The sequence below is a fragment of the Cryobacterium soli genome (assembly GCF_003611035.1).
GTDB lineage: Bacteria > Actinomycetota > Actinomycetes > Actinomycetales > Microbacteriaceae > Cryobacterium > Cryobacterium soli.
In genome coordinates, this window is the sequence record NZ_CP030033.1 from 928,622 (window position 1) to 952,186 (window position 23,565).

The following is a 23,565-nucleotide window of genomic DNA, read 5'->3' on the forward strand; positions in this document are numbered from 1 at the left end:
GTTTCCGAAATGAAACCGTAACAAACTGGTGCTTGACTTTGTTTGCTACATGAAATCAAAATGTGTTTACTAGGTCAATGGCAACGGTGCCCCACGGGCTCCTCCAGATCTGACTGACGCTCACGTGGATAGGAACCCTCAATGCAATCGACATCTCTGCCCCGCACTCGACTGCTCGCGGTCGGCATCGCCACTGCTCTGGCCCTGACCGGCTGCTCAGGTGCATCCAACTCAGCCGGGTCGGACGCCTCGTCGGCTCCCGCCGCGGACCCCAGCCTCGAGTTCGCCGGACCCAATGGCGAGACCCCCGGCGCGCTCTCCGAACTTTCACTCACCGATGAGGAGACCACCACCGTCAAGGACAGGAAGTTCACTGCCGCGTTCGTGTGGCACAGCTCGTCCGAGTTCGTGTCCGCCGTGGAAGACGGCGCGACGGCAGAGTTCGACAAGCTGGGAATCGACGTGGTGGCGAGCACTCAGGCCGGCTTCGACTCGGCAACCCAGGCAAACAACCTCCAGACCGTTCTTGCGTTGAATCCCGACATCATCGTGACAACGGCAGTTGATGCGGTGTCGGCATCCGCGACCTTCCAGCCCGCCGTCGACGCGGGCGTCAAGCTCGTGATCATGACGACCCCTCCCGCCGGCTACACCGCAGGTGACCAGTTCGTCTCGATCGTCACCGAGGACCTCACTGAGGCTGGCAAGGCCAACGCGGAACTCCTCGGCGATGCTCTCGGTGGGACCGGCAAAATCGCGTACATGTACCACGACGCGGATTTCTGGTTCACGAACCAGCGCGATGAGTCCTTCAAAGCCTGGATGTCGTTCCTCTACCCCGACATCGATATCACGGTGGAGGAGGGCTTCACCGACGAAGCGAAGACCCAGGAGATCGCCGCTGCCCTGATCGCACGCAACCCTGACATCACGGGAATCTATGTGCCGTGGGCTACCGCCGCGCAGGGCGTACTCTCTGCGCTCCGTGACGCAGGCCGCACCGACGTCAAGGTGGTCACCAACGACCTCGATGCCACGCTGGCCGCAGACATGGCCGCTGGCGGACCGGTTGTCGGAATGGTCGGAAACGGTGCCATCGGCATCGGGACCGGTCTGGCCATCGCTGGCGCCTACGGCCTGCTCGACAAGGAGGCCCCCGCGCTCGTTGCGTCCACTCCTATTGCGGTCACCAAGGCAAACCTCGATGAGGGGTGGATGAAGGACTACGGCACGAAAGCCCCAGCCAGCGCGACCAAGTAGCGCACCGCCAACGAATATCGCGACGGCACTGAACATGTGCTCTGGCGTCGACACGCGACGTCGAACATTCCGCCCCGAACGCAACAGAACGGCAACCGACAGGTATGACATCCATGGAATCACGGACTGAACAGCGTGGGCGCGATCCCCACGGGAACAGTTTCGACGTGCCCGACCACGTGATCGGGATCGATCTCGGCGGAACGAAGATCCGGGCGGGCATCGCCACCCTCTTCGGGGAACTCCTGGCCGAAAAACGCACGGACACCAGCAACGACGGGTCCGACGTGATCGAACAGATCCGTTCGCTTGCGCTCGACCTGTGCGACACCATCGGGATCCCCCTCGACCGCGTCGTGGCCACCGCGGTCGGCGGGGCAGGCGTTCCTGACAAGACGGGGACGACCTTCGACCTCGCGCCCAACCTCTCTGCCCTCGGTGACATCCCATTCACCGAACAGCTCAGCGCAGTCCTGGGCCACCTGGTGGTGATCGAGAACGACGTCAACGTCTCGGCCGTCGGCGAGCTTGTCGCCGGCCTTGGTCGGGGGCACTCCGATTTCGTCTTCATCTCGGTTGGCACGGGAATTGGAATGGGGATCGTCGCCAATGGTTCGCTGCTCCGCGGGGCCAAAGGTGCGGCGGGCGAGATCGGCTTCCTGCCGTTCGGTGGCGATCCACTCGACCCCGCGAACCACGTTCGGGGACCGCTCGAGGAGGTGACCGCCGGTGACGCCGTCTCTGGACGTTTTCTGTCCAGTTCGGGATCGGCGTTGTCTCCTGAGGAGATCTTCGCTCTCGCGGCCAGCGGCGACCAGCAAGCGGTCAAGGCCGTCGACGAGGAAGCTCGTTGGTTGGCCGCCGGCATCGTGGCCGTCAACGCCGTGCTCGCCCCGGAATTCGTCGTTCTCGGCGGCGGCATCGGCACCAGAGCCGACCTGCTCCCCCGCATCACCTCCTGGCTGAACTATTTAGGCCAGCCAGACCTCACCATCCGTGTCAGCGAACTCGGTCATTTGGCACCCGTGATCGGTGCCCTGACCATCGCCATCGAAGCCGCTGCCGCGGCGCAGAAAGGGATTTCCCGATGAGCACTGCAACCCAAACCGCCCCGAGTGTCGCCGAGCGGGTGAGAACGGTGAAATGGAGCAACTACGTCGTCTACATCGGTTTCGTGGTGGTCTTCGTCTTCTTCGCCGTGACGCAGACCCAGTACTTCCTCAACGCCACCAACCTCATGAACATCGTGATCCAGGCCGCACCGATCACGATCATGGCCATCGGAATGGTCTTCGTGCTGAGCACCGGCGAGATCGACTTGTCGATCGGTTCGACCGTCGCCCTTTCGGCGCTCACCGCCGCCGTCGCGCTGCAGGCCACTGATCAGTGGTGGATCGCCGCCGTGGCCGGCCTCGCGGTCGGCGCGCTCGTCGGACTCGTGAACGGCATCTTCATCACGTGGGTCCGACTCCCCTCCTTCCTCGTGACACTTGCCACGATGGGACTCGTCGCGGGCCTCGCCCGCCAGCTCACCGACCTGCAGTCCGTGCCTGTCACCGACACGACCTTCGCGTGGCTCTTCGGCGGAGGTAACTTCCTCGGACTGCCGATCATGATCTGGTGGACGATCGCAGCGGTCCTCGTCGGATGGCACCTGCTGCGTCAGCGCCGCTACGGCGCCCACGTGCTTGCCGTGGGAAACAGTGCATCGGCGTCACGGGTCAGCGGCATCAAAGTCAACCGGGTGCGCCTGATGGTCTTCGTGGGCAGCGCAATGACAGCCGCCCTCGCCGGGCTGCTCTACGCAGGTCGCCTGCAAGGTGCCAGGTACACGTTGGGTGAAACGGACCTCATGACGGTGATCGCAGCCGCCATCGTCGGTGGCACCAGCCTCTTCGGCGGCAAGGGAACCGTCATCGGAGCACTCATCGGTAGCCTCCTGATGAGCATGATCAACAATGGCCTCATCCTGTCCGGGCTGAACGTCTCACAGCAGATGATCGTGCGCGGCGCCATAATCCTGATCGCGGTGTCGTTCTCCCTCCGCGGCAAGAAGAACAGCTAGAAGGGCAGAACCGATGTTCCTGAATCTCCTTCGCCGACGCAACCCCGAATTCCTCGAAGCCATCGCGACACTTCATCGTGCCGGTTCCCTGCCCGCGAACACCTACCCGATCGACCTCGACGCGGTCGGCCGCAACGCCACCGAGTACGCCGTCGCGACCAAACGGCTCGGGCTGCAGGCATTCGCCATGACCAAACAGATCGGCCGCAACCCCGACGTGTCGAGGGTGCTGGTGGAATCCGGCATCACCCACGCCGTCGGAGTCGACCTGCAGTGCGCTATCGCTGCAGCATCCGGTGGTCTGAAAGTAGGCCACCTCGGTCACCTGGTCCAGATCCCGCGGCACGAAGCCGACACGGCGGCAGCGCTCGAGCCGTTGTACTGGACCGTGTTCAACGAGACAAAAGCCCGAGAGGCTGGCGCAGCCGCACTGCGCCAGGGTCGTGTGCAGGACGTGCTGCTGCGGGTGGTGCAGGACGGCGACCGTTTCTACACCGGACACGAAGGGGGATTCCCACTCGACGGCATCGTGGCGGCCGCGGACACGATCGACGGCATCCCTGGTGTTCGGTTCGCGGGCATCACGACGTTTCCCGCCACCCTCTTCGACGCGGAGCACGGAGCGGTCAGGGCAACGCCGAACCGGTCGACGCTGGCTGCGGCCGTCGAGTTGTTGACAGCCGCCGGGCGCACGGATATTCAGGTGAACGCCCCCGGCACCACGTCGGTCTCGGTGCTGGAGGCCCTCGCTGAAGCCGGTGCCACCCAAGTGGAGCCTGGTCACGGCCTCACGGGAACCACTCCAGCCCACGCGTTCACCGATCTCGTGGAGGAACCGGCGATCGCCTACGTGAGCGAGGTGTCTCACCTCTGGAACGACCGCGCCTACGTCTTCGGCGGCGGCCTCTACGTGGATCCCGTGCTGGGTGGTGTGGAGACCTCAGCCATCGTCGTGGCCACCGGAGGCTCTGGTCATGCACCCGCACGCATCGCAGATCTCGAGCCACTCGCGGTTGAAATGCCGGCACCAGAGGCGATCGACTACTACGCGACCATCCCGCTGAACGGCCGGACCGACGTCAACGTCGGCGACACGGTAATTTTCGGTTTTCGCCCACAGGTGTTCGTGACACGAGCATCGACCGCAGCCATCTCCGGCATCGGCACGGACACCCACAAAGTGGAGGGGATCTGGGCCGCAGACGGCTCCGCTCCACTCACCTTCCCGAACTCCTGATCGACTCCCCCAGATTGGAAAAGACTATGCCGAGCGAAACAGTGCTCCCCGACCGGACGGACTCCGGGACCCCCGCAGAGACACCACTGCGCCTTGTGGGCATCCACAAGAGCTTCGGTGGCGTCGTTGCCATCAAGAATTTCGACCTGGAAGTGAAAGCCGGCGAGATCGTCGCTCTCGTCGGGGACAACGGTGCGGGCAAGTCGACTCTCATCAAGATAATCTCAGGCCTCTATCAGCCCACCGAAGGCGAGATCTGGCTCGATGGGCATGAGGCGAATATCCGCGACGCCTCGGACGCACGCGCCAAGGGCGTCGAGGTGGTCTACCAGGACCTTGCCCTCGTTGTGGACCAGCCCGTGTACATGAACATGTTCCTGGGCAGGGAGCTCACGACCGGGCCGCTCAAAATCCTCGACCGCAAGCGTATGGCGACCGAGACGCAACAACTCGTGGACGCCCTCGACGTTCGAATCCCGTCGGCCAAAGCCACTCTCAGCGATCTCTCCGGGGGACAGCGCCAGGGCGTCGCGATCTGCCGCGCGACCCATTGGGCGTCGAGCCTCGTTTTGCTCGACGAGCCGACGGCCGCTCTCGGTGTGGCCGAGACCGCAAAGGTTGAGGAACTCATTCTCAAGCTCAAGGCCCGCGGAGCAGCGATCCTGATCGTCAGCCACAACATGGACCAGGTATTCCGGATCGCTGACCGGGTCTCCGTGCTGCGTCGCGGGACCCAGGTGGGCACACGCGCCCTCGCCGATACCACCCACAACGAACTTGTCAAAATGATCACAGGACTCGCCTCATGACCAGCCCCACCACGTCCGTACCCCCGACGATGCCCGGATCACACTTGCGCTCCGAAATCGCGGAGCAACCGGCCCGTTGGCGCGACCTGATCACCCTCCAGCGTGAGACGCTCGATGCGGCGGCCGACCTCATCCGCGACGCGGCGCCAGAGCTGATCGTGTTTGCGGCGCGCGGTTCGAGCGATCACGCGGCCCAGTACGGCCAATACCTCACTCACAACCTGCTGCGGATCCCGGCGATGCTGGCCACACCGGCAACTGCGAGCACGTTCGGAGTGACGTTGAGCTATCCCCGATCGGTGATGCTCGCCGTATCCCAGTCCGGTGAGTCGCCCGACCTGCTGGAGACAGTGAGATCAGCGCAGGACGCAGGTGTCAAGGTCATCGCGTTCACCAACAACGACGCGAGCACCCTCGCGAGCCTGAGCCAGGTGCACGTCCCCCTCACGGCGGGTCCCGAGCTCTCCGTTGCTGCGACCAAGACATACACCGCCGAGCTCCTCGCGCTGTACCTGGTGATCTCCCGCGCCGCAGGCACGGAGTGGGCCGAGCTCGACAGCGACGTGGACGCCGTGGCGGCTGCGGGCGAGAGCACAATCCTGGCGTCGACAACCGCCACCTCCGGACTGGCGAAAACGCTGCGAGACCAACAGCGCATCCTGGTCGTGGGGCGCGGGTACTCGATGTCCTCCGCCAAGGAGGGTGCCCTGAAGCTCATGGAGACCAACGCCATCGCGGCATCGGGTTGGAGTGTGGCGGACGCCACCCATGGCCCCCTCGGTCAGGTCATTGCCGGAACACCCGTGATCGTGCTCGCCGCCAGCCCAGGCGGACTCGAATCAGTCGCCACGTTCAGCGGGGCGGCCGCCGATCTGGGGGCGTACCTCATCGTGATCGGTCAACATCAGCTCGGCGCCCTGTCGACGGCCCCCTCGCGGATTCCGCTTCCCGAACTGGATGCGCTGAACGTTCCGTCCGAACTCGTCCCGCTGATCGAGATCCTGCCCATGCAGCTCCTCGCTCTTGCACTCGCTCTCGAACGAGGACTGAACCCGGATCAGCCTGCGGGGCTTAACAAGGTCACGAGGACACGCTAGATGACTGACGTGTCGAAAAAGAGTGCGGCCGGGTTCGTTCAAACCGTACTCGGCCCCGTACCCGCCGAATCTCTCAAACGAGTGATGGTCCACGAGCACCTTCTGTCGCTCGTACCTGGGCCATGGCTCAGCGGCGGCGCGTCAGATGATCGCATCGAGCTAGCGGTGAACGCGCTGTCATCACTCGCCACTGTCGGTGTCGGCACGGTCGTCGACATCAGTCCCTACGGTGTGGTCGGTCGCAACGACGACGGTTCGAATGCCGCGTTGCTCAAGGAAATCGCCGAGAGAACCGGCTTGAATATCGTGTCCGGGACGGCCGTCTATCTCGAGGCGTACTCGCCGCGCTGGGCATTGGACGCCAGCCTGCCGGAGCTCGCGGCCCGCTTCATCGCCGACGCCACCATCGGTATCGGCGAAACCGGAGTGCTGGCCGGCGTTCTCGGGGAGCAGGCGACGAGCCTCGGAGAAATCACCCCCCACGAAGAGAAATGTCTCAGGGCGAGCGCGCGAGCCGCACGCGAAACCGGCCTCGGGATCATGACCCACACCACACACGGCACAATGGCGCACGAGCAGATCGACATATTGCTCTCGGAGGGAGTCGACCTCAGCACGGTGGTGATCGGGCACATGGACACACAGCTGAGCCTCGACTACGTCCGCTCGGTGAGCGACAGGGGGGCCAACGTGGCTATCGACACCATCGGCAAACAGACCTGGGAGTTCTTCGTGGGGCCGCCAGAGCAGGACCCGGCGGACGGCGAGTTCGTGAAGAACAGCTTCCACCGGGCGGACTCGAAGCGGGCGGATCTGGTCGCCGCCTTGGTGGCCGATGGCCGCAGCGAGACGATCTTCCTTGCCAGCGATCTCACGGGAGCGGAGGTATGGATGAATCCAACCACCCATGGCCAGCAGGGGTACAACTACCTGGTCGGGAATTTCCTGCCCATGCTTCGTGAGCGCGGAGTCACCGAGGAGCAATGCGACCGGATGCTCGTCTCAAACCCTGCGCGCCTGCTGGCTCGTCCCTGAGTCCCGTTCGCTACGTGCATGAATTCTCCGATTTCGGCAGGCGCCGCACCTCACTGCACCCTTCTTCAGTCGTGTTTCGGGGCCTGGTCACCTGTCTGCGAATCACCGGCCCTTTTCGCGAGCGGGGTCCGGGCACTGGTGGAGTCACGCACCATCAATCGGGTGGCGAGTTGGATGTGTCGCGACTCAGGTGTCGCTCCCGAACTCGAGTCCAGGATCAGCCTGACGGCCATGAGCCCCATGTCAGCCAATGGCTGGCGCACCGAAGTCAGTTTCGGTGTGGCCCACTCGGCCTGAGGTGTGTCGTCAAACCCCACAACGGATACGTCGAACGGGACGTCCAAGCCGAGAGATTTTGCGCCCTGGATCGCGCCAATAGCGATCTCATCGTTTGCCGCGACGAAGGCAGTGGGCGGGTCGGCGAGCATCAAAAGCTCCATCGCCGTGCGTCGGCCGTACTCCAAGGTGAACTGACCTTCAGTCTCCACCGTGGCGTCCAGGGGGATCCCTGCTGACTGCAGGGCCGCGCGGTAGCCGTGCAGTCGTTCAATCGACGGACCCGATTCACCGGGGCCCCCGATCCATCCGATCCTGCTATGTCCGAGTTTAAGAAGGTGATCAGTTGCCGCTCGCGCACCCATCCAGTTCGTCGACCCAATGGTCATCCAGCTGTCTTCCTGTGGTTCTGAGGGATCAATGACGACGATGGGAAGGCTGGTGCGGGAGTTGAACAGTCTCAACCCACGCATGCCGAATGTCACCGCGACGAAGCCGATGCAGCCCGCCGGTAGACCGGAATTCTGCGGAGTGCTGGTGCCCGCGCCTTCTGCAAGGTCCCTCAGGTCGAAACGCACGACAACATCTACACCGTGAGCTGCAGCCCCATTGACGATGCCATGAAGGACGGTCGCCGAATACATGGTGTCGATTCCGGCAAGCAGCGCTACGATCACCGGCGCCGGGCTCGGCGACTCGCGGTCGACGGGGCTGCGATACGCCGTTTGCTGGATGGCAGCCAGGACGCGGGACCTGGTTGGTTTCTGTCTTGCCAGCGAGCCTCGTCGCGGTCGTCGGGTGAGTATCCCCGACGCTTGCAAGGTCGAGCCGCCGGCGCGCGCCGAAAAAAACAGCCTTCTATCGGGGCTATCGCGATGAGCTGACAAGATTTGACCCAGCGACCGGCTGAAGGTTCTAGCCTTAACTCGGGTTCTGCCGAAAATCTCCGAAAACTCGCGGATTCCCTTGTGTTTACAGGGAACCGGGCGGTTCACTGCTTCCAATCGTACTCGGTCGATTCGGGTCATCTGAAATTGATTCTGATGACTGAATGATGACCATTTGAACCGCTTTTTGGGCCCAGATGGCGTTCCTCGGCTGGTTGTTGCGGGTCCCGGGGCGGCGTGATTGGTGCCGCCCCGAGCATCGGGTACTGCTGGGTTACGCCACCGGCGTGGTGGGCAGGATGAACTTCGTCGGGTCGCCGTCGAGCATGGCGTTGCGCGTCATCGATTGGATCTCCGGCGAGACGCCGAGGTCTGGGAGGCTGACCTCATCGAGTCGGGCGTACTGGTCTGCGGTCAGCGTGACGTCGAGCGCTCCGAGGTAGTCCTCGAGCTGGGCCATGGTTCGGGGGCCGATGATGGGGACGACGGCGGTGGACGACCGATTGCCCCGCTCGCGGAGCCAGGCCATGGAGACTTGGGCGGCGCTCACGCCCGTCTCTGCGCCGATGTCGAGCACAGCATCGATGGTCGCGGTTCTCTGCGCGGACTCGGGTGACACGAAGCGGCTGGCGTCCGTCTTGCGGCCTTCGCCGCCCTTCCGGTACTTGCCCGTCAGTAGCCCGCCCGCCAGCGGTGACCAAAGGTTCACCGCAAGACCCAAGGCTTCCGCCATGGGCAGGATCTCGTTTTCTGCGCTTCGCTCAGCGAGGCTGTACTCCGTCTGGATGCCCACGATCGGGGACCAGCCGCGGAGGTCGGCTTCCTTGGCGGCAAGCGCGACTCGCCAGGCGGGGAAGTTCGACAGAGCGCCGTGGTGGATTTTGCCGGCTCGGACGAGATCGTCCAGGCCGCGCAGGATCTCGTCGATCGGGGTGAACGCGTCGGGGAAGTGCACCCAGAACACGTCGATGTAGTCCGTCCCGAGTCGCCGAAGACTCGCGTCCACGGAAGCCACCATCGCCTTGCGGGAAGCGCCGTTGTTGGTGCGGTCGCTCTTTTCCGGGTTGCCGAGCCCGTACTTGGACGAGATGACGAATTCGTCCCGCGTAGTGGTCAGCATGTCGCCAAGCATCGACTCGGCCTGCCCGCCCTGGTACATCGCCGCTGTATCGAGGTAGGTCCCTCCCGCGTCAACGAAGCGGTCGAAGAGCGCACGGGCGTCTGTCGTGTCGACACCGCTCTTCCACGCCGTTCCGAAGTTGCCGGTGCCGAGGGCGTACTCGGAAACTCGCAGGCCGGTGCGGCGGCCGAAGCTGGTATAGCGCATGCTGGTCATCATTGCTCTCTTTCTGTAGTAATCACTACGGAAAGCACGAGCCGGCCGACTTTTATTCCCGTACGAACGGATGCACGGAGTCGACGGTCATATCCACCGCGCTCCGCATTCTGCGCCTAGGCTCTCAAGGGTGACGGAAACAACTGCGGCAGGTGTGACGCGGGGGCGCCCACGAGGATTTGACGTGGATGTCGCACTCGACCGCGCCATCGGCGTTTTCTGGCGCGAAGGTTACGACGGGGCAAGTCTGGCGGAGCTCACGGCAGCGATGGAGATCACCGCCACGAGCCTGTACGCGGCCTTCGGCAGCAAACGCCAGCTGTTCGAGCGCGCGTTCACACGCTATCTTGCCGTCGATATGGCCTACGCCGCCCGCGCCCTCGACCAGCCGCGACTGGAGGACGTCTTCCACTCCTACCTCCTCGACGCGGTCGACTCCATGACGCGAGACGATCGGCCGCACGGCTGCATGTCGGTTCAGGTCGGCGGCTCGCGCACCGGCCTGACGCCCACGGGGAATGAAGTGCGCGACTTCGTCGCCACCGCGCGCACTGCGGGCCTGCAGCGCCTCTCCTCCAGGATTGAAGAAGGCCGCGACGTCGAAGGATTCGACCTCAAGGGGGCCACGCCGGCCAATATCGCCGAGTATCTCGCCAGCGTCAGCAACGGCATCGCCGTGCGAGCAGCAGACGGCGTGGGCCGGGCCGAACTGCGGGTCGTCGCGGAGATCGCGCTCCGCGCGCTCCTCTCCCGCTGAATTCCTCTGCCACCATCTCTCGTCAGCCGGGAATAAAAACACCGCCTCGCAGTTTTCTGTAGTGATTACTACAGAAAGAGTGAAGATGTCAAAATTCCTGATCTACGGAGCAACTGGCTACACCGGGCAGCTCATTTCGCGCGAAGCCGTGCGGCGCGGACTCAGCCCCGTGGTGGCAGGCCGCAGTGCCGCCAAGGTGGCGCACCTCGCGGCTGAACTCGGCACCGAAGGCCGTGCCTTCGACCTCGCCGACGCCGAAGCCACCCGCGCAGGGCTTGACGGGGTTTCCGTGGTCTTGAACGTGGCGGGCCCGTTCGCGGTCACCTCAGCGCCCCTGCTCGATGCCGCATTGGCACTGGGCGTGCACTACCTCGACACGACAGCGGAGCTCGGCTCGTTCCTGCAGTCGGAAGCTGCCGACACCGCCGCGAAGACGGCCGGCACGATGGTGATGAGCGGAACGGGATGGGACGTTGTTCCCAGTGACACCCTCGCTGCCTGCACCGCAGCCCGTGTCACAGATCCCGTGTCGCTCGTGCTCGCCCTGAAGATCTTCGTCGGAACGCCGGGTGAGCGGATACCGCTGCTGTTTTCCCAAGGCTCGCTCACCAGCGCCGCCGGGTTTGCAGAATATGCCGGCTCCGTCCGGGTGGACGGCGTCATCACTCAACGCAAGGACACGCCCACTCCGACGATCGATTTCGGGTTCGGGCCCGAGGAGGTATCGCCAGCGCCCATGGGGGACCTCGTCACCGGATGGAAGTCGACGGGCATCCCGAACATCGAGGTTTTCGTGGCAGGCGGGATTCCCGCTCCGTCCGCTACTGACGGCAAGACACTTCCCGCCGGCCCGGATGAGGCCGATCGTGGCATCGGTCGGGCGCGCGTGTACGCCAAGGTGGTCGGCCGTGACGGGTCAATCGCAGAGGGCGTCGTCGACACCCCCACCGGTTATGGCTTTACTCAGATCGCGGCGGTGGAAATCGCCGCCCGCATCCTCGCCGGCGACTTCGCCGTGGGATTCCAAACGCCGGCATCGGCATACGGCCCGGAACTGTTGACGAGCATCGGCGACAGCGCCTTCATCGATCTCTAACCGGCGGAGACCTCTCCGGACGTGCGCGCCCAGTTCGTCCCGCGCACGTCCGGTGCGCCCCACATCGTGCGACCAGTCCTGAGCGCCTAGGAGTACCGCGCCCTGTTTGTCCCGGCGGGCATCACGGATGGTTGTTCTTATGACTTTCCACGCCTCTACCCCGTCCGCTTCAGCATCCGTCACCACCGAGGCCATTACCCACTGGGTAGAGGGCTACCTTCGAGCCTGGGAAAGCAACGTTCCCTCGGACATCGCCGCGCTGTTCACGGACCACGCCGAATACCACGAGTCGCCATTCGAAACCCACTGGGTGGGACGTGACCAGATCATCGCGGGGTGGCGCAGTCGGTGGGATTGGCAGCAGGGCGGGTGGACTTTCGACTGGTCCATCACGGCCGTCGAGGGGATGACCGTTGTCATCACCGGGGTCGGTCAGTACACCGAGCTCGGTGACTTCGACAACGTCTGGATCGTCACATTCGACGAGTCCGGCCTGTGCAGCCGCTTCGAGATGCGCAACACCGAACGCACTTGACGGCGAGCGGGCGGCTCAGACGGAACTCTCCTGAGATTGGGTCGCGCGGAGGCTTCCGAGCAGGGCAAGAGCATCCGCGCTGGCGCTGCCGGGGGCGGCGGTGCCCACGAGCAGTGCCTGCCCCGGGGCATCCTTGACGTCGAACGTCTGATAGGTGAGCTCGATGCGTCCCACCGCGGGGTGCATGAAGATTTTGTACGCCCGGGCCATGCCGCCCACCTTCTGGTCCTCCCACAGAACACGGAAGGCCTCGATCCTGCTGAACTCATCGACAGCCGCCAGGATCGCTGGATTGCCAGGATCGAAGCCGGCGTTCAGGCGAAGAGCATGCACCGTCGCTCGCGTCAACAGGTCCCACTCCAGGAAAACGGACTTTGCCTGCCGGTGCAGGAACAGTACCCGCAGCATATTCAACGGCGCCTCATCCCCGGTCGTCGCAAACGGCGACAGCAGAGCAGCGGCGATCGGGTTGGTTGCCAGGACATCGAATGTCGGCCCGAGCACGTAGGCCGCCGCCGAAGGGAACGAGTCCAGCAGGGAGAGCAAGGCGGGGGCGACGAGGTCACGCGAACTGCCTGCACGGAGGTTCGGGTTCATCCCGGCCAGGCGGTAGAGGTGTCCGCGGGAGTCAGAATCCAGGTGCAGCGCGCGTCCAATCGCATCAAGCACCTGTGCCGACGGACTGCGCTCGCGGCCCTGCTCGAGCCGCGCGTAGTAGTCGGCGCTCACTCCGGCCAGCACAGCAACCTCCTCACGGCGGAGCCCGGCAACCCGGCGTGTGCCGCGGCCACCCACGAGGCCCGCATCATCGGGGTCCAGGCCGGCCCGACTCGCTCGCAGAAAATCGCCCAGGGCGTTGCCAGTGGATAGTTGCATCCATCCAACCTAGTCGCGGCGGCGCGGTGCACCCTAGGTGCGCTGCACCTAGGGAGCACCGCGTCCTTCCAGGAAGTGCGTCGGCAGTCGGACGCTGGATAAACATTCTTCAGAGAAAGAGCCGCCCATGCCCTTCGCCGAAGAACTCATCGGACCACACACCGCAAGCACCCTGATTCGAGCCATCCACGCCGCAGCACCGGAGCGCGCCCTGACCCGGCTCCAGTCCGCCGCGATGAACCTGACCGCGCTTTCGCTGCGAGAGCGCAGCGACCTGCTGCGCGACGCGCTCCTGAACGATCTGCCCGGCAGCTACCACTCGTTCACCACGGTCATCCGCAGCGCCCAGAACGGACCGATGCTCTTCAACGGCTGGCTGATCTGGCCGGTCACCGGAGCCGTCGCCCGGAAGGCCATCGAGGAGAAGACCGACGGGGCCTTCGACGACGCGCTAGCGCTGCTGGCCGAGCTCACCTCGCGTTTGACCTCGGAATTCGCCATCCGCAGCCTTCTGGACCACGACCTCGACCGAGCTCTCGCCGTTATCCAGACCTGGACGGCCTCGCCGGATGTTGACATTCGACGTCTCGCGTCGGAGGGCACCCGTGCGTTCCTGCCGTGGTCAACGCGAGTGAAGGGCCTGCTCGCCCGTCCGCGGGCGACGCTCCCCATCATCACGGCGTTGTACCGAGACCCAAGCGAATACGTCAGGCGCTCCGTCGCAAACCACCTCAACGATCTGAGCCGCCAGGATCCGGAGGTTGTGATCGAGACCGCCCGCGCCTGGCTGGACGAGCCTGACGAGAACAGCGTGCGACTCATCACCCACGGGCTCCGCACGCTCGTCAAACACGGGAACGCGCAGGCGCTCGCGCTGCTCGGTTTCACCCCGGCCGACGACCTCACCGTGGACGGGCCTGCGCTCGACTCTGCTTCCGTGTCCTTCGGCGGGGTTGCGCGCTTCCGCATCGCCGTCACCAACACCGGTAGCACGCCCGCCAGGCTGGCCATCGACTACATCGTTCACCACAGCAAGGCCAACGGCACCCAGACCAGCAAGACGTTTAGGCTGACCACCGCCACACTCGCCCCGGGAGAGCGACTCGAACGCACCCGGGAACACTCGTTCCGCGCCATCACGACGCGGCGCTACTACCCCGGACCCCACGCCATCGAAGTGCAGATCAATGGAGTCGTCAGAGGGAGAGCCGACTTCGAACTGATGCCGGAGATCCCCCTCCGACAGGGTGCCCCGCACCTAGGTTGACTCGTCCTTCTTCGATTCCGCGCCCGCAGGAAGACTCGAGAAGCGGGGAAAACCCTTCCCTCCGACAAGAAAGCTGCACCTGATGACCCAGACACTCGAAGTGACCACCCTCCGTCCTGCTGCCGGCCTGACCACCGCTGACTTCGTCACCGCGAATGCCGACATCGACGAGTACTTGAAGCGCCAGCCCGGATTTGAGTGGCGCCGCATCCTCGAGACCGGCGCCGGCACCATCATCGACATCGTCGCCTACGACAGCATGGAGCACGCCCGGGCAGGCGCTGCCGGCATCAGCGGTGAGATGGCCCACTCCCCCGTGCACGCCACCATCGATCACTCCACCGTCGACTGGAAGCTCACGACAGTGGTGCACGGCGTCGAGGAGAACTGATGTCCACAGCACCACCCACCGTTGTCAGTCACGCCGATTCGACCAGGGCAACACCGCTTGAGCTCTTCTTCGACCTCGTCTACGTGTTCGCATTCACCCAGGTAACGCACCTCATGGCCGAGGGCGAAAACGTGCGGAGCATACTGGGTGGGCTTGCGGTGCTTGGCGTTCTGTGGTGGTCGTGGGCATCCCACGCCTGGCTCGCGAACCAGCAGGCCACAGACCGGGGAGCGGTAAGAGTCGGCATTCTCGTTGCTATCGCTATCGTTCTCGTACTCTCTATCGCGATTCCGGAGGTGTACCCGGACGAGGGCGGAACCGTTTTTGGGACGCTGCTGTTTTCAATCAGCTTCGTCGTGCTTTCCCTCGTTTACACCGCCGCAAATTTGGTGGCCGCCCGGCACGATCCCGCTCTGCGTGGCCAGGTACTTCGCACCATGATCATCACGATCGTTCCCGTCGCCGCGGCGCTGATCGGAGGAGCTCTTCTCGGCGGAACCGCGCAGCTGGCTCTCTGGCTCGCCGCGGTCGCCATCGAGGGGGTGACGGTGTTCGTGACCTCGCAGGGCGGACACTGGCAGTTGCCGTCCGCTGCGCACTACGCGGAGCGCCATGGCCTCGTCGTGATTCTCGCCCTCGGCGAATCGATAATCTCTATCGGCTTGGCAGCCTCTCACGCGCCTCTGTCCGTGGGCGCCGTCCTGGCATCGTTGATGGCCGCCAGCATCGCCCTGGGCATGTGGTGGATCTACTTCGGACGCCTCTCCGAAACCGCTGAACACCACATCGACGCCCTGACGGGGCATCGCCGGATCAGGACCGCGACCATCGGAACGTACCTGCACTTCGGGATTGTTACCGGCATCCTCCTCGCCTCGCTGGGAATGGGCGGCGCCATCGAGCACATCGGCGTCGGGCACCCCCTCAACTCGTTCACATGGGTGGCTTTGGGCACAGGGCTCGCCGTGTTCCTCGCCTCGGCCGCCGCCTACTCCTGCGTCACTCGATCACCACAGCAGAACCTTTCGACCCAACTCAAGGAGCGCTCATGAGCACGACCTCACCAAACACCAGCGGAGTGGTTCTCATCACCGGAGCCAGCAGGCATCCCTCGGGTGTCGACATCAACGAGATCATGTTTCGCCCCGCGCTGCAAAGCTAGAGCGATCGCTCGACGCAGATTCCCACAACCACCTCAACGAGCGCTGCCTGTCCGCCCTCGAAAGAAAGCACTCACTCATGTCTCCTGAACGATCCTCCGTGCACGTCGGTGTAGAAACCGCCGCGAACCGGGCCCGTGAAATCCGAGATCTCTACGAGATTCTCGAACGGCGGATTAATGGCAAGGTCTGGTCACTGCACGAGTTGATGCTCGGGTTTACTAACGACGTTGGCACGGTGGGCCGGCTCATCCTGGCGAATGATGGCACCTGGGATATCGACGGCGATGTGACCGCTCAGCTCGAACACAAGCTCGCCGAATCGATGTGGTGGGTGATGACGATCGCAGATCGGCTCGGCATCGACATCGCGGACGCGTATGCAACCACCATGGATGACATCGCGGACGGTCTCGGCGGGGCGGTTGATTCTTCGGCCAACTAAGCCGAGCCGCCTCCGTAGCTCTGTTCGGCGGCTGGCATGTCGGGCCATGTACCGAGCGGCAGCTAATAACGTTCGAGTGATTGCGTGTCAGGCTGGGACGCCAGAGTCCGGCGACAACACGACTGGGGAGTGGCTTGTGCCACGAGGCACGGGGATCACGATGAGTTCCGATCGGGAGCAGTCGCCAGAAGATACCGGCGCTCAGCACCTCCCTGTTCACGGCTCACTCACGGGAGTACGTTCAGGTGGTGGCTGGTCCTTCCGCGGCCGCACTGATCGCAGTGAAGGAGTCCGTCCATGTTGACCAAAGCCCTCTTGGTGCGTCTCGAGGCCCTGCCGGGCAAGGAGTTAGAACTGTCCGACTTCCTCAAGAATGCACGTGCGATCGTGATGGATGAGCCGGGCACCGTCGCCTGGTTCGCCATCCAGTTCGGCCCGTCGACCTTCGGCGTGTACGACGTCTTCCCCGATGACGAAGCGCGCGATGCCCACCTCGCCGGGGGTGTCGGCCAAGCACTCGGGCCGAACACTGGAGTCCTGTTCTCCGAACCGCAGATCGAGAAGATCGACATTCTCGCTGAGAAGGTCCCGGGCTAGCCGCCCTACCCCGGAGGCACCGGCGCATGAGTACACCAACCATCCGTGCCGTGTCTCTGCCCGACGCAGGCACCGTCCCGGCCCTGGGTCTGGGCACCTGGTACATGGGCGAGCGACCCGACCGGCGCCCGACGGAGTTAGCCGCCCTGCGCACAGGCATCGAGAACGGCTTGACGCTGATCGACACTGCCGAGATGTACGGCGACGGCGCCGCGGAGGAGCTCGTCAGCGAGGCTATCGCGGGACAGCGAGACAGTATCTACCTCGTCAGCAAGGTCGTGCCCAGCCACGCCACACGACGAGGGACGGTGGAAGCCTGCCAGGCCAGTCTGCGGCGGTTGGGCACCGACTACCTCGACATGTACCTGCTGCACTGGCGCGGACGAGTGCCGCTGGCCGAAACGGTGGCGGGGTTCGAAGAACTAGTGCAGGCGGGGCTGATACGCAGCTGGGGCGTCAGCAATTTCGACACCGATGACCTCGACCAACTGGCCTCGGTGCCGGGCGGAGCGCGGGCGCAGACCGATCAGGTGCTCTACAACCTCGCCCGCCGCGGACCTGAGTACGACCTTCTTCCGAGATGCCGCCAGGCTGGGATTCCGTTGATGGCCTACTCCCCGGTCGACCACGGCCGATTGCTCGAACACCCCACGGTCCGCGAAATGGCCGGCGCAAAGGAAGTAACCCCAGCTCAGTTGGCGCTGGCCTGGGTGCTTAGGCTTCCCGAAGTCTTTGCCATCGTGAAAGCCTCCACTCCGGCACGGGTGGCGGAGAATCGCGCTGCGATAGAGATCAGCTTCAGTACCAACGAGCTGAAACAGCTCGACCAGATCTTCCCACCGCCGTCTAGCAAGGAGCCGCTGGAAATGCTCTGACCTCTCTCAAACGCGGGCGCAGGGCAAGGAGAGACGACTCTGCACAGAAGAGCATCCTCGTCAACAGCGACTAGCGACAGCCTGCGTTGGTCCGCGAGAGTGTGCCGTACGCCGATCGTCTAACGACTACTCCCCTTGGGCCCCTAACTCATGGGGCCCATCATCAGGGAGCTCTAACGAAAACCGTGACATCGCTGTTAGTTGAGACGGCCGGTTTATGTGCGGCAGGCCATTGCCTCCACGGACAGCTGTCGGTCAGCCGGCGCGGTCTCGGTCCCCGGGTCGGTTTGGCACGTGTAGGTTTGGCACCTGTACCAGCCGCGGGCTGAAGCTAAAGAGGACGGTCTGGCGCGTCGCCGCGCGTCCCGCGTGTCAGGGGAGGGCCTGGCAGAAGCCTCCTTAGGCTCCCAAAGCAGGCCCAGGGTACCTTCCCTGGCATCCAATAGGCCGTCAGGGGGCTCCCTGTCGCGTTCGGCGGCGGCGGTTCACGGTGTCGGAGACTGCTACGCCTATGAGGGGAAGAACGGCCCCAATAGCGGCAACGAAGGCCGGGAGGAGAAAGCTCAAATTTGCCAGCAGCACCAAGGCTCCGATGCCGGCGAGATCAGATGGTTGGCGTTGGCCCAGTACCTGTCGAATAAAAAAGCCCCGGCCGGCAAGGAAGAGAGCCGGCCCACCAAAAAGAAACAGAACGGTGGCCAGATCGGGGCGGACGGCCGGATCGCTGATCACGAGCTGATCACCAACCGCCACCAGGATCAGGCCTGCCAGTAAAATGACCAAGGTGTTGCCCGCCAAAATGCCGGGCCGGAACTGATCATCGACAGAATCAAGCTTTTCCAGAATTTCCTGTTCGAGGCCATGGAAGTAGCACCACCAGATCGCGACGCTTCCGGCCAAACCTACGGTCCCGGTCAGAAATATCAAGGGGTCCTCCAGATTGCCTGCAATCGCCAGACCGGTTGAAAGGATCGTCTCGCCGAGCGCGATCAGGTAGAACAACCCGAACCGCTCAAAGATCCTCTCTCCCGTGAGCGGGACCCGGCTTCCTTCGGTTTTACGGCCCGGCAACCGGTGGGCCAGCATATGGCCGCTCAGATCGATCGCGGCAGCGACACTCCAGAAGATCAAACGCGGCCCCGGAGCGAAGAAGACGCCGGCAATCCAAAACGGGGCGCTCAAACACCCCCAGATCAGTGTGCGCACGAAATGGTCGTGGGTGGTCCGGTCAAGTCCGACAGTGAGCATCCACGCACCCCGGCCCAGCTGGGCCAGGAGATAGCTCGCAGCAAAGAGCCAGCCGAAGTCACCAAACGCTGAGCCGATTGAGGCGTTCATGAACAGTGTGACAAGCATGACGATCAGCAGCATCCACTGCACCTCAAGCCGCGAAGTGTCCAGCAATGTAGCCGACCAGGTCGTGTACACCCACACCTTATAGACCGCAAGAAGAAGCACAAATGTTTCACCGGCCCCCACCCATGAGGGATACTCCAGCAAATGGTGGGACAGCTGCGATAGCGCGAAGACAAAGACCAGATCGAAGAATAGCTCAAGGCGCGTGACCCGGTCTTCGGAGGTTGCGGAACGCATCAGCGACGTGGCACCGAACATCAGTAGCCTCCAATGGGCTAGGAGCAGACGGATGCCCCCTCCTGTTGTCGGAAAGACTGACGACGGTCAGCAGAGAAGTCAAGGGGAAACTCGCCGGGAGTCCTCGACAATCACCAGTTCCAGCTCGTCGTTCGTATCCTTGAGCCGCTCCTTGACCCCCGGCCGCACGTCGGATGGCGTGTCGGAGCAGACCACATTGGCCTCGATGAACGTGCCCATCCCGGCGCTGCGGTTCTCCCGGTGCGTCACCAAGTCCGAGGCCAGCGCGGCGATCCGCTGACGCGAGGGCTTGAGCTGGTCGAAGACCGGGCCCAATCCCTCGTAGCGCGGGGTTTAGCTAGCCAGTCCAACTTCCGGGGACCAGTTGAATGCACTCTGTCGAAACCCCAGCTTTACGCCGCTGCCACGGTGGCAGCATCGTGCCTAGTGTTTATCCTTAGCGAATGCCCGGTCGAGAAGCGCGGCGGTGGCCGGGTTCACCAGTTCGCTGCGCTGGATGTAGTGCATGATCGTGACTCTCGTGTCGGTGTGGGCGAGCAGTTCTGCGGCGAGTTCGATGCTCGCCAGCTGCTTGATGAACTTGTCGCAGCGGGCCACCCCGATCTCTCGCAGCGCGAGATGGTCGAAGGCGGGTGAGACGAGGGTGCGCATGGTGCGCTCGTAGAGGTTGCGGGTGGTGCGGGAGATCCGGTCCTCTAGGTCGATGTCCTCCAACCAGTAGGTCACCAGGTCGCGGAACAGGCTGTCCGGCGACAAGCTCGTGTCGCCGGGTTGGAACAGGTCCCGGTCGGCGATCTTGGCTTTCAGTGCCCGTTCGGCGGCCTTGGCGGTGGCGCCGCTGGCCTGCACCAGACGCGCGTGGCCGTCCCAGTCGCGGTAGCGGGTGCGTGCTGCGTACCGGCCGGACGGTAGCTTTCGGGTGGTGATGTCGCCGAAGGTGCCGATGGTCAACCGTTGCCGGGGCATCTCGGCTCACCGCCGATCGGGGCGCCTAGGCTCGCTGGTGGGTTCGCGCTGCTGGGCGATCCAGGCCCGCACATCGGAGATGGCGAACTTGAGGTGCTTGCCGAACCGGTACGCGGCGGGGCCTTTGCCGTGCACCCGCCAGTCGTAGACGGTGGAGATTGGGATGCCGAGGTAGGCGGCCAGCTCGTGGACGTCCATCAGGGGCTCCAGACCCCAGTCGTCGGTGGGAAAAGAGGTTGGGTTCTCGTTGTGGATGCTCATACCCAGAAGGTGTGCCGGGCGATCCCGGACGATCGGCAGGAACCGAAACCGACCTCAGCCCCTCGCACGGCAGAGCCGGTACAGCGGTCGAAATGGGCTGAAAGTGATGACGTAGTGATGACACAATCAAATCTCTTAACCAAAAAAGTCCCGGAAACCCTTGAGTTTCCGGGACATTTGGTGGGCTGTTTACGAAACACAGCAGGGCGCGGATCGCACAAGATCGCTGTAGGCGTTTTCCGCCACGATTTCTGGATTTTCCTCCAGTTAACGAAACCTATCTAAGCCGTCGTGGCGCGACGGGGTGTCTTGAGGTGAAGGAGCTCGGTCGTATTCCCGACGGGGCGGTTGGCGGGCCCAGCCAGCGAGGTTAGTTCAGCGGCTGATGGGCGGCGACCGCGAGAGATGCTTCACCGTCCGCTGCTCTCTTCAGAGCGGCAGTGACCACCCCTGGAGAGAACTGCCTGCCGAAATGCCCACTATTTGTTTGCAGACTCCAGCGCGGCAGCCATCGCATCAATGCTCGCGGACGAGAGGGCGTAATCGATTGCCATGACACTGGCGCCGATAATGCCGGCGTCGGCACCGGCCCGAGATTGTGCCACGGTGAGATGTTCCGTGGCCAGCGGCATCGAGCGCGAGTAGACAACTTCGCGAACGCCGGTAAGAAGATGTTCCCCGGCGAATGCGAGGGAACCCCCGATCGAGATGACAGAGGGATTCAGTACGCTGACGCAGGTAGTGAGGACTTCACCGATGTCGCGGCCGGCCTGTCGAACTGCTTGAATAGCGGCCAATTCGCCAGCCTTCGTGGCGGCCACCACGTCGCTGAGGACAGCGATGGATTTGCCGTTGTACTCGACCCCTGCGAGCGCTAGTCGCTGAGCCAATGCTGGTCCAGCGGCCATAGCCTCCAAACAACCGCTATTGCCGCACCGACAGGGCACATTCTGGCCGCGGGCGATTTGCACGTGACCGATATCTCCTGCGATACCTTCGGCGCCCCGTTGAAGGACGCCGCTACTGATAATTCCGGAGCCGATCCCCGTGGACGCCTTCAGGAAGATGAGGTTCTCTATGTCGGGCCAGGCGAACTTCTGCTCGCCGAGCGCCATGATGTTCACGTCGTTATCGACAAGGACGGTGGCTTTGAGATGGTGATTAACGAAGCCAGGTACATCAAAGTCATCCCACCCTGGCATGATCGGTGGGTTCGAAGGGCGGCCGGTAGAGTGCTCGACGGGGCCGGGGAGACCGATCCCGATGGCGATCAGATCTGCTTCTTTGAGGCGGAGAGCTGCCAGTTCTGAGCGAATTGTCCTAACCATCCAGCCGAGGCATGTTTCAGGACCATCCGCAATGATGATTTTTGACGATGTTCGGCCAAGGATCTCGCCTGCAAGATCTGTCAGAGCCAGGCTCGCCTGCGTTGCCCCGAAGGCCACGGCCGCAACCACACGGGCTTTGGGGTTGAGGGCCACTTGGACCGAGGGCCGACCACCGGTAGAGACAGCATCATTGACAGGCGCAATGAGGCCCAGCTCGAGCAAAGTGTCGATGCGGAGCTGGATGGTCGATCGAGCCAAGCCCGTCATTGTCACCAATTCGGCCTTTGTTCGTGGCTGCCCATCTCGTAAGAGCTGAAAAAGGGCTGCGGCACTGAAGCCATTGAATTTGATTTGAATCTCGGCCATACCCAATTTTACTGGTGGGAGATCCGACGATCTCCCACTGATCCGCTTGTTATCGACAGTAGGTGATAACAGATAGGTAACGTAATGTTGATTTTCGACGAAAGACTAGTGTTTACTGTCATTATCGATCTACTCACAGAATCGTCGTGAGATCAATGCCACAGGGCAGTGGAGCTTCACTTATGAAAGGCACATCAATGAAGATTGGCTACTCGGCCATTACATGGGGCGGGGTCGTAGGGCATCCCTCCGGCGTCACGGCTGTGAAAGACCTCTTCTATCGTGCGAATGGCGATACCCTGGAGGCGATCTCTGACATCGCATCCGCTGGTTATCAGGGGACGGAGGTCTTCGATGGAGATCTCGCCGAATATGCGGATCGGCCAGACGTACTGATCGATGCTTTGAAGAAGGCCAAGCTTGAGCTTGTTGCCGTCTACACCGGCGCCAACTTCATTTATGACGACATCCTCGAAGATGAGCTTCACAAAATCTCCCAGTCGGCCAAGCTCGCCTCGGAATTCGGTGCCACCAGGTTGGTCGTGGGTGGGGGCGCCAAGCGCGCACGAGGCGAACAGCCAGACGACATGGCCAAGCTGGGTCGTGCCCTTGACCAGGTTGTGGAGATTGCCGCCTCCTTTGGGCTGGACTGCACCTACCATCCTCACCTCGGAACCATCGTTGAGGGGCCCGACGCCCTCGAACGGCTGATGGGTCTGTCCACAATCAAATTCTGCCCCGATACCGCCCACCTGACTGCCGGCGGTGGAAATCCGGTGGAACTGATCGAGAAATACGGTGAGCGTCTGGCCCACGTGCACCTCAAGGACTACAAATACGCCACCGGTGATTTTCTTCCGCTCGGACAGGGAGACATCGATTTTCCTGGCGTGATTGCAGCAGTTCGATCAGCCGGCTACGACAGCTGGCTCATGGTCGAACTGGATTCATATGACGGCGACCCCACCGATGCCGCCGTCATCAGCAAGCGGTACCTCGATGACCTTCTTGCCCACTAGCAACACGCTT

General features: G+C 63.3%; 25 protein-coding genes. 17 read left to right on the top strand and 8 right to left on the bottom strand.

The features are described from left to right. Positions 1–141: 141 nt before the first annotated feature. The 7 genes from DOE79_RS04270 (at position 142) to DOE79_RS04300 (ending at position 7,503) form a co-directional block, all read left to right on the top strand. Positions 142–1,260 carry a substrate-binding domain-containing protein gene (locus tag DOE79_RS04270; RefSeq protein WP_120337434.1) on the top strand — a complete coding sequence of 373 codons (1,119 nt, stop codon included), beginning with the start codon at positions 142–144 and terminating at the stop codon, positions 1,258–1,260. A 167-nt stretch (positions 1,261–1,427) separates the two neighbouring features. Further along, positions 1,428–2,351 (top strand): ROK family protein, encoded by a 924-nt coding sequence (locus tag DOE79_RS04275; RefSeq protein WP_162942595.1) that lies wholly within the window; start codon positions 1,428–1,430, stop codon positions 2,349–2,351. Further along, positions 2,348–3,325 carry an ABC transporter permease gene (locus tag DOE79_RS04280; protein ID WP_120337436.1) on the top strand — a complete coding sequence of 326 codons (978 nt, stop codon included), beginning with the start codon at positions 2,348–2,350 and terminating at the stop codon, positions 3,323–3,325. Before DOE79_RS04275 ends, DOE79_RS04280 begins: the two co-directional genes overlap by 4 nt. A gap of 13 nt (positions 3,326–3,338) precedes the next feature. Continuing rightward, the gene (locus tag DOE79_RS04285) at positions 3,339–4,562 is read left to right on the top strand and encodes an alanine racemase (RefSeq protein ID WP_120337437.1); all 1,224 of its coding nucleotides are present in this window, start codon (positions 3,339–3,341) and stop codon (positions 4,560–4,562) included. A 95-nt stretch (positions 4,563–4,657) separates the two neighbouring features. Continuing rightward, positions 4,658–5,371 carry an ATP-binding cassette domain-containing protein gene (locus tag DOE79_RS04290; protein ID WP_220094280.1) on the top strand — a complete coding sequence of 238 codons (714 nt, stop codon included), beginning with the start codon at positions 4,658–4,660 and terminating at the stop codon, positions 5,369–5,371. Further along, positions 5,368–6,468, top strand: a complete 1,101-nt coding sequence (locus tag DOE79_RS04295) for an SIS domain-containing protein (protein WP_120337439.1) — start codon at positions 5,368–5,370, stop codon at positions 6,466–6,468. Before DOE79_RS04290 ends, DOE79_RS04295 begins: the two co-directional genes overlap by 4 nt. Beyond that, complete coding sequence (locus DOE79_RS04300; RefSeq protein WP_120337440.1) at positions 6,469–7,503, top strand: phosphotriesterase family protein; 1,035 nt, start codon at positions 6,469–6,471, stop codon at positions 7,501–7,503. A gap of 65 nt (positions 7,504–7,568) precedes the next feature. Here the strand turns inward: DOE79_RS04300 and DOE79_RS04305 are convergent, their stop codons facing one another. Together DOE79_RS04305 and DOE79_RS04310 are read right to left on the bottom strand one after the other, a co-directional pair. Continuing rightward, a complete protein-coding gene (locus DOE79_RS04305) occupies positions 7,569–8,807 on the bottom strand; it encodes a substrate-binding domain-containing protein (protein WP_120337441.1) in 1,239 nt (412 codons plus the stop codon). A gap of 133 nt (positions 8,808–8,940) precedes the next feature. Beyond that, a complete protein-coding gene (locus tag DOE79_RS04310) occupies positions 8,941–9,993 on the bottom strand; it encodes an aldo/keto reductase (RefSeq protein ID WP_120340151.1) in 1,053 nt (350 codons plus the stop codon). Between the two features lie 193 nt (positions 9,994–10,186). On the opposite strand from DOE79_RS04310, the gene DOE79_RS04315 reads away from it, so the two are divergent. The 3 genes from DOE79_RS04315 (at position 10,187) to DOE79_RS04325 (ending at position 12,390) form a co-directional block, all read left to right on the top strand. Then, on the top strand, positions 10,187–10,759 hold the full coding sequence (locus DOE79_RS04315) for a TetR/AcrR family transcriptional regulator (protein WP_245977110.1): 573 nt from the start codon (positions 10,187–10,189) through the stop codon (positions 10,757–10,759). Between the two features lie 85 nt (positions 10,760–10,844). After that, positions 10,845–11,855: a saccharopine dehydrogenase family protein gene (locus DOE79_RS04320; RefSeq protein ID WP_120337443.1), complete on the top strand. Its 1,011-nt coding sequence runs from the start codon at positions 10,845–10,847 to the stop codon at positions 11,853–11,855. A 139-nt stretch (positions 11,856–11,994) separates the two neighbouring features. Then, entirely contained in the window at positions 11,995–12,390 is a 396-nt protein-coding gene (locus DOE79_RS04325) for a nuclear transport factor 2 family protein (protein WP_120337444.1), read from the top strand. 15 nt (positions 12,391–12,405) lie between these two features. On the opposite strand, the gene DOE79_RS04330 is transcribed toward DOE79_RS04325, so the two are convergent. After that, on the bottom strand, positions 12,406–13,266 hold the full coding sequence (locus tag DOE79_RS04330) for a helix-turn-helix transcriptional regulator (RefSeq protein ID WP_120337445.1): 861 nt from the start codon (positions 13,264–13,266) through the stop codon (positions 12,406–12,408). Between the two features lie 127 nt (positions 13,267–13,393). Between DOE79_RS04330 and DOE79_RS04335 the strand changes: the two genes are divergently transcribed. From DOE79_RS04335 to DOE79_RS04360, 6 genes are all read left to right on the top strand, one after another. Next, positions 13,394–14,533, top strand: coding sequence for a DNA alkylation repair protein (locus tag DOE79_RS04335; protein WP_120337446.1), 1,140 nt, complete (start codon positions 13,394–13,396; stop codon positions 14,531–14,533). A gap of 82 nt (positions 14,534–14,615) precedes the next feature. Then, a complete protein-coding gene (locus DOE79_RS04340) occupies positions 14,616–14,924 on the top strand; it encodes a hypothetical protein (RefSeq protein WP_120337447.1) in 309 nt (102 codons plus the stop codon). Next, positions 14,924–15,976, top strand: coding sequence for a low temperature requirement protein A (locus DOE79_RS04345; RefSeq protein ID WP_120337448.1), 1,053 nt, complete (start codon positions 14,924–14,926; stop codon positions 15,974–15,976). Before DOE79_RS04340 ends, DOE79_RS04345 begins: the two co-directional genes overlap by 1 nt. A 208-nt stretch (positions 15,977–16,184) precedes the next feature. Beyond that, entirely contained in the window at positions 16,185–16,529 is a 345-nt protein-coding gene (locus tag DOE79_RS04350; RefSeq protein WP_245977111.1) for a nucleoside triphosphate pyrophosphohydrolase family protein, read from the top strand. Between the two features lie 297 nt (positions 16,530–16,826). Then, on the top strand, positions 16,827–17,126 hold the full coding sequence (locus DOE79_RS04355; protein WP_066594469.1) for a putative quinol monooxygenase: 300 nt from the start codon (positions 16,827–16,829) through the stop codon (positions 17,124–17,126). Positions 17,127–17,152: 26 nt separating this feature from the next. Beyond that, positions 17,153–18,001 carry an aldo/keto reductase gene (locus DOE79_RS04360; protein WP_120337450.1) on the top strand — a complete coding sequence of 283 codons (849 nt, stop codon included), beginning with the start codon at positions 17,153–17,155 and terminating at the stop codon, positions 17,999–18,001. Between the two features lie 450 nt (positions 18,002–18,451). On the opposite strand, the gene DOE79_RS04365 is transcribed toward DOE79_RS04360, so the two are convergent. From DOE79_RS04365 to DOE79_RS04385, 5 genes are all read right to left on the bottom strand, one after another. Continuing rightward, positions 18,452–19,615: a low temperature requirement protein A gene (locus DOE79_RS04365; RefSeq protein WP_120337451.1), complete on the bottom strand. Its 1,164-nt coding sequence runs from the start codon at positions 19,613–19,615 to the stop codon at positions 18,452–18,454. 78 nt (positions 19,616–19,693) lie between these two features. After that, positions 19,694–19,930, bottom strand: a complete 237-nt coding sequence (locus DOE79_RS04370) for a hypothetical protein (protein WP_120337452.1) — start codon at positions 19,928–19,930, stop codon at positions 19,694–19,696. A gap of 108 nt (positions 19,931–20,038) precedes the next feature. Next, positions 20,039–20,581, bottom strand: a complete 543-nt coding sequence (locus DOE79_RS04375) for a tyrosine-type recombinase/integrase (protein WP_120337453.1) — start codon at positions 20,579–20,581, stop codon at positions 20,039–20,041. 6 nt (positions 20,582–20,587) lie between these two features. Then, positions 20,588–20,842, bottom strand: a complete 255-nt coding sequence (locus tag DOE79_RS04380; protein ID WP_245977112.1) for a helix-turn-helix transcriptional regulator — start codon at positions 20,840–20,842, stop codon at positions 20,588–20,590. 479 nt (positions 20,843–21,321) lie between these two features. Next, complete coding sequence (locus DOE79_RS04385; protein WP_120337454.1) at positions 21,322–22,536, bottom strand: ROK family transcriptional regulator; 1,215 nt, start codon at positions 22,534–22,536, stop codon at positions 21,322–21,324. A gap of 197 nt (positions 22,537–22,733) precedes the next feature. On the opposite strand from DOE79_RS04385, the gene DOE79_RS04390 reads away from it, so the two are divergent. Next, entirely contained in the window at positions 22,734–23,555 is an 822-nt protein-coding gene (locus tag DOE79_RS04390) for a sugar phosphate isomerase/epimerase family protein (RefSeq protein WP_120337455.1), read from the top strand. The last annotated feature ends 10 nt before the right edge of the window (positions 23,556–23,565 follow it).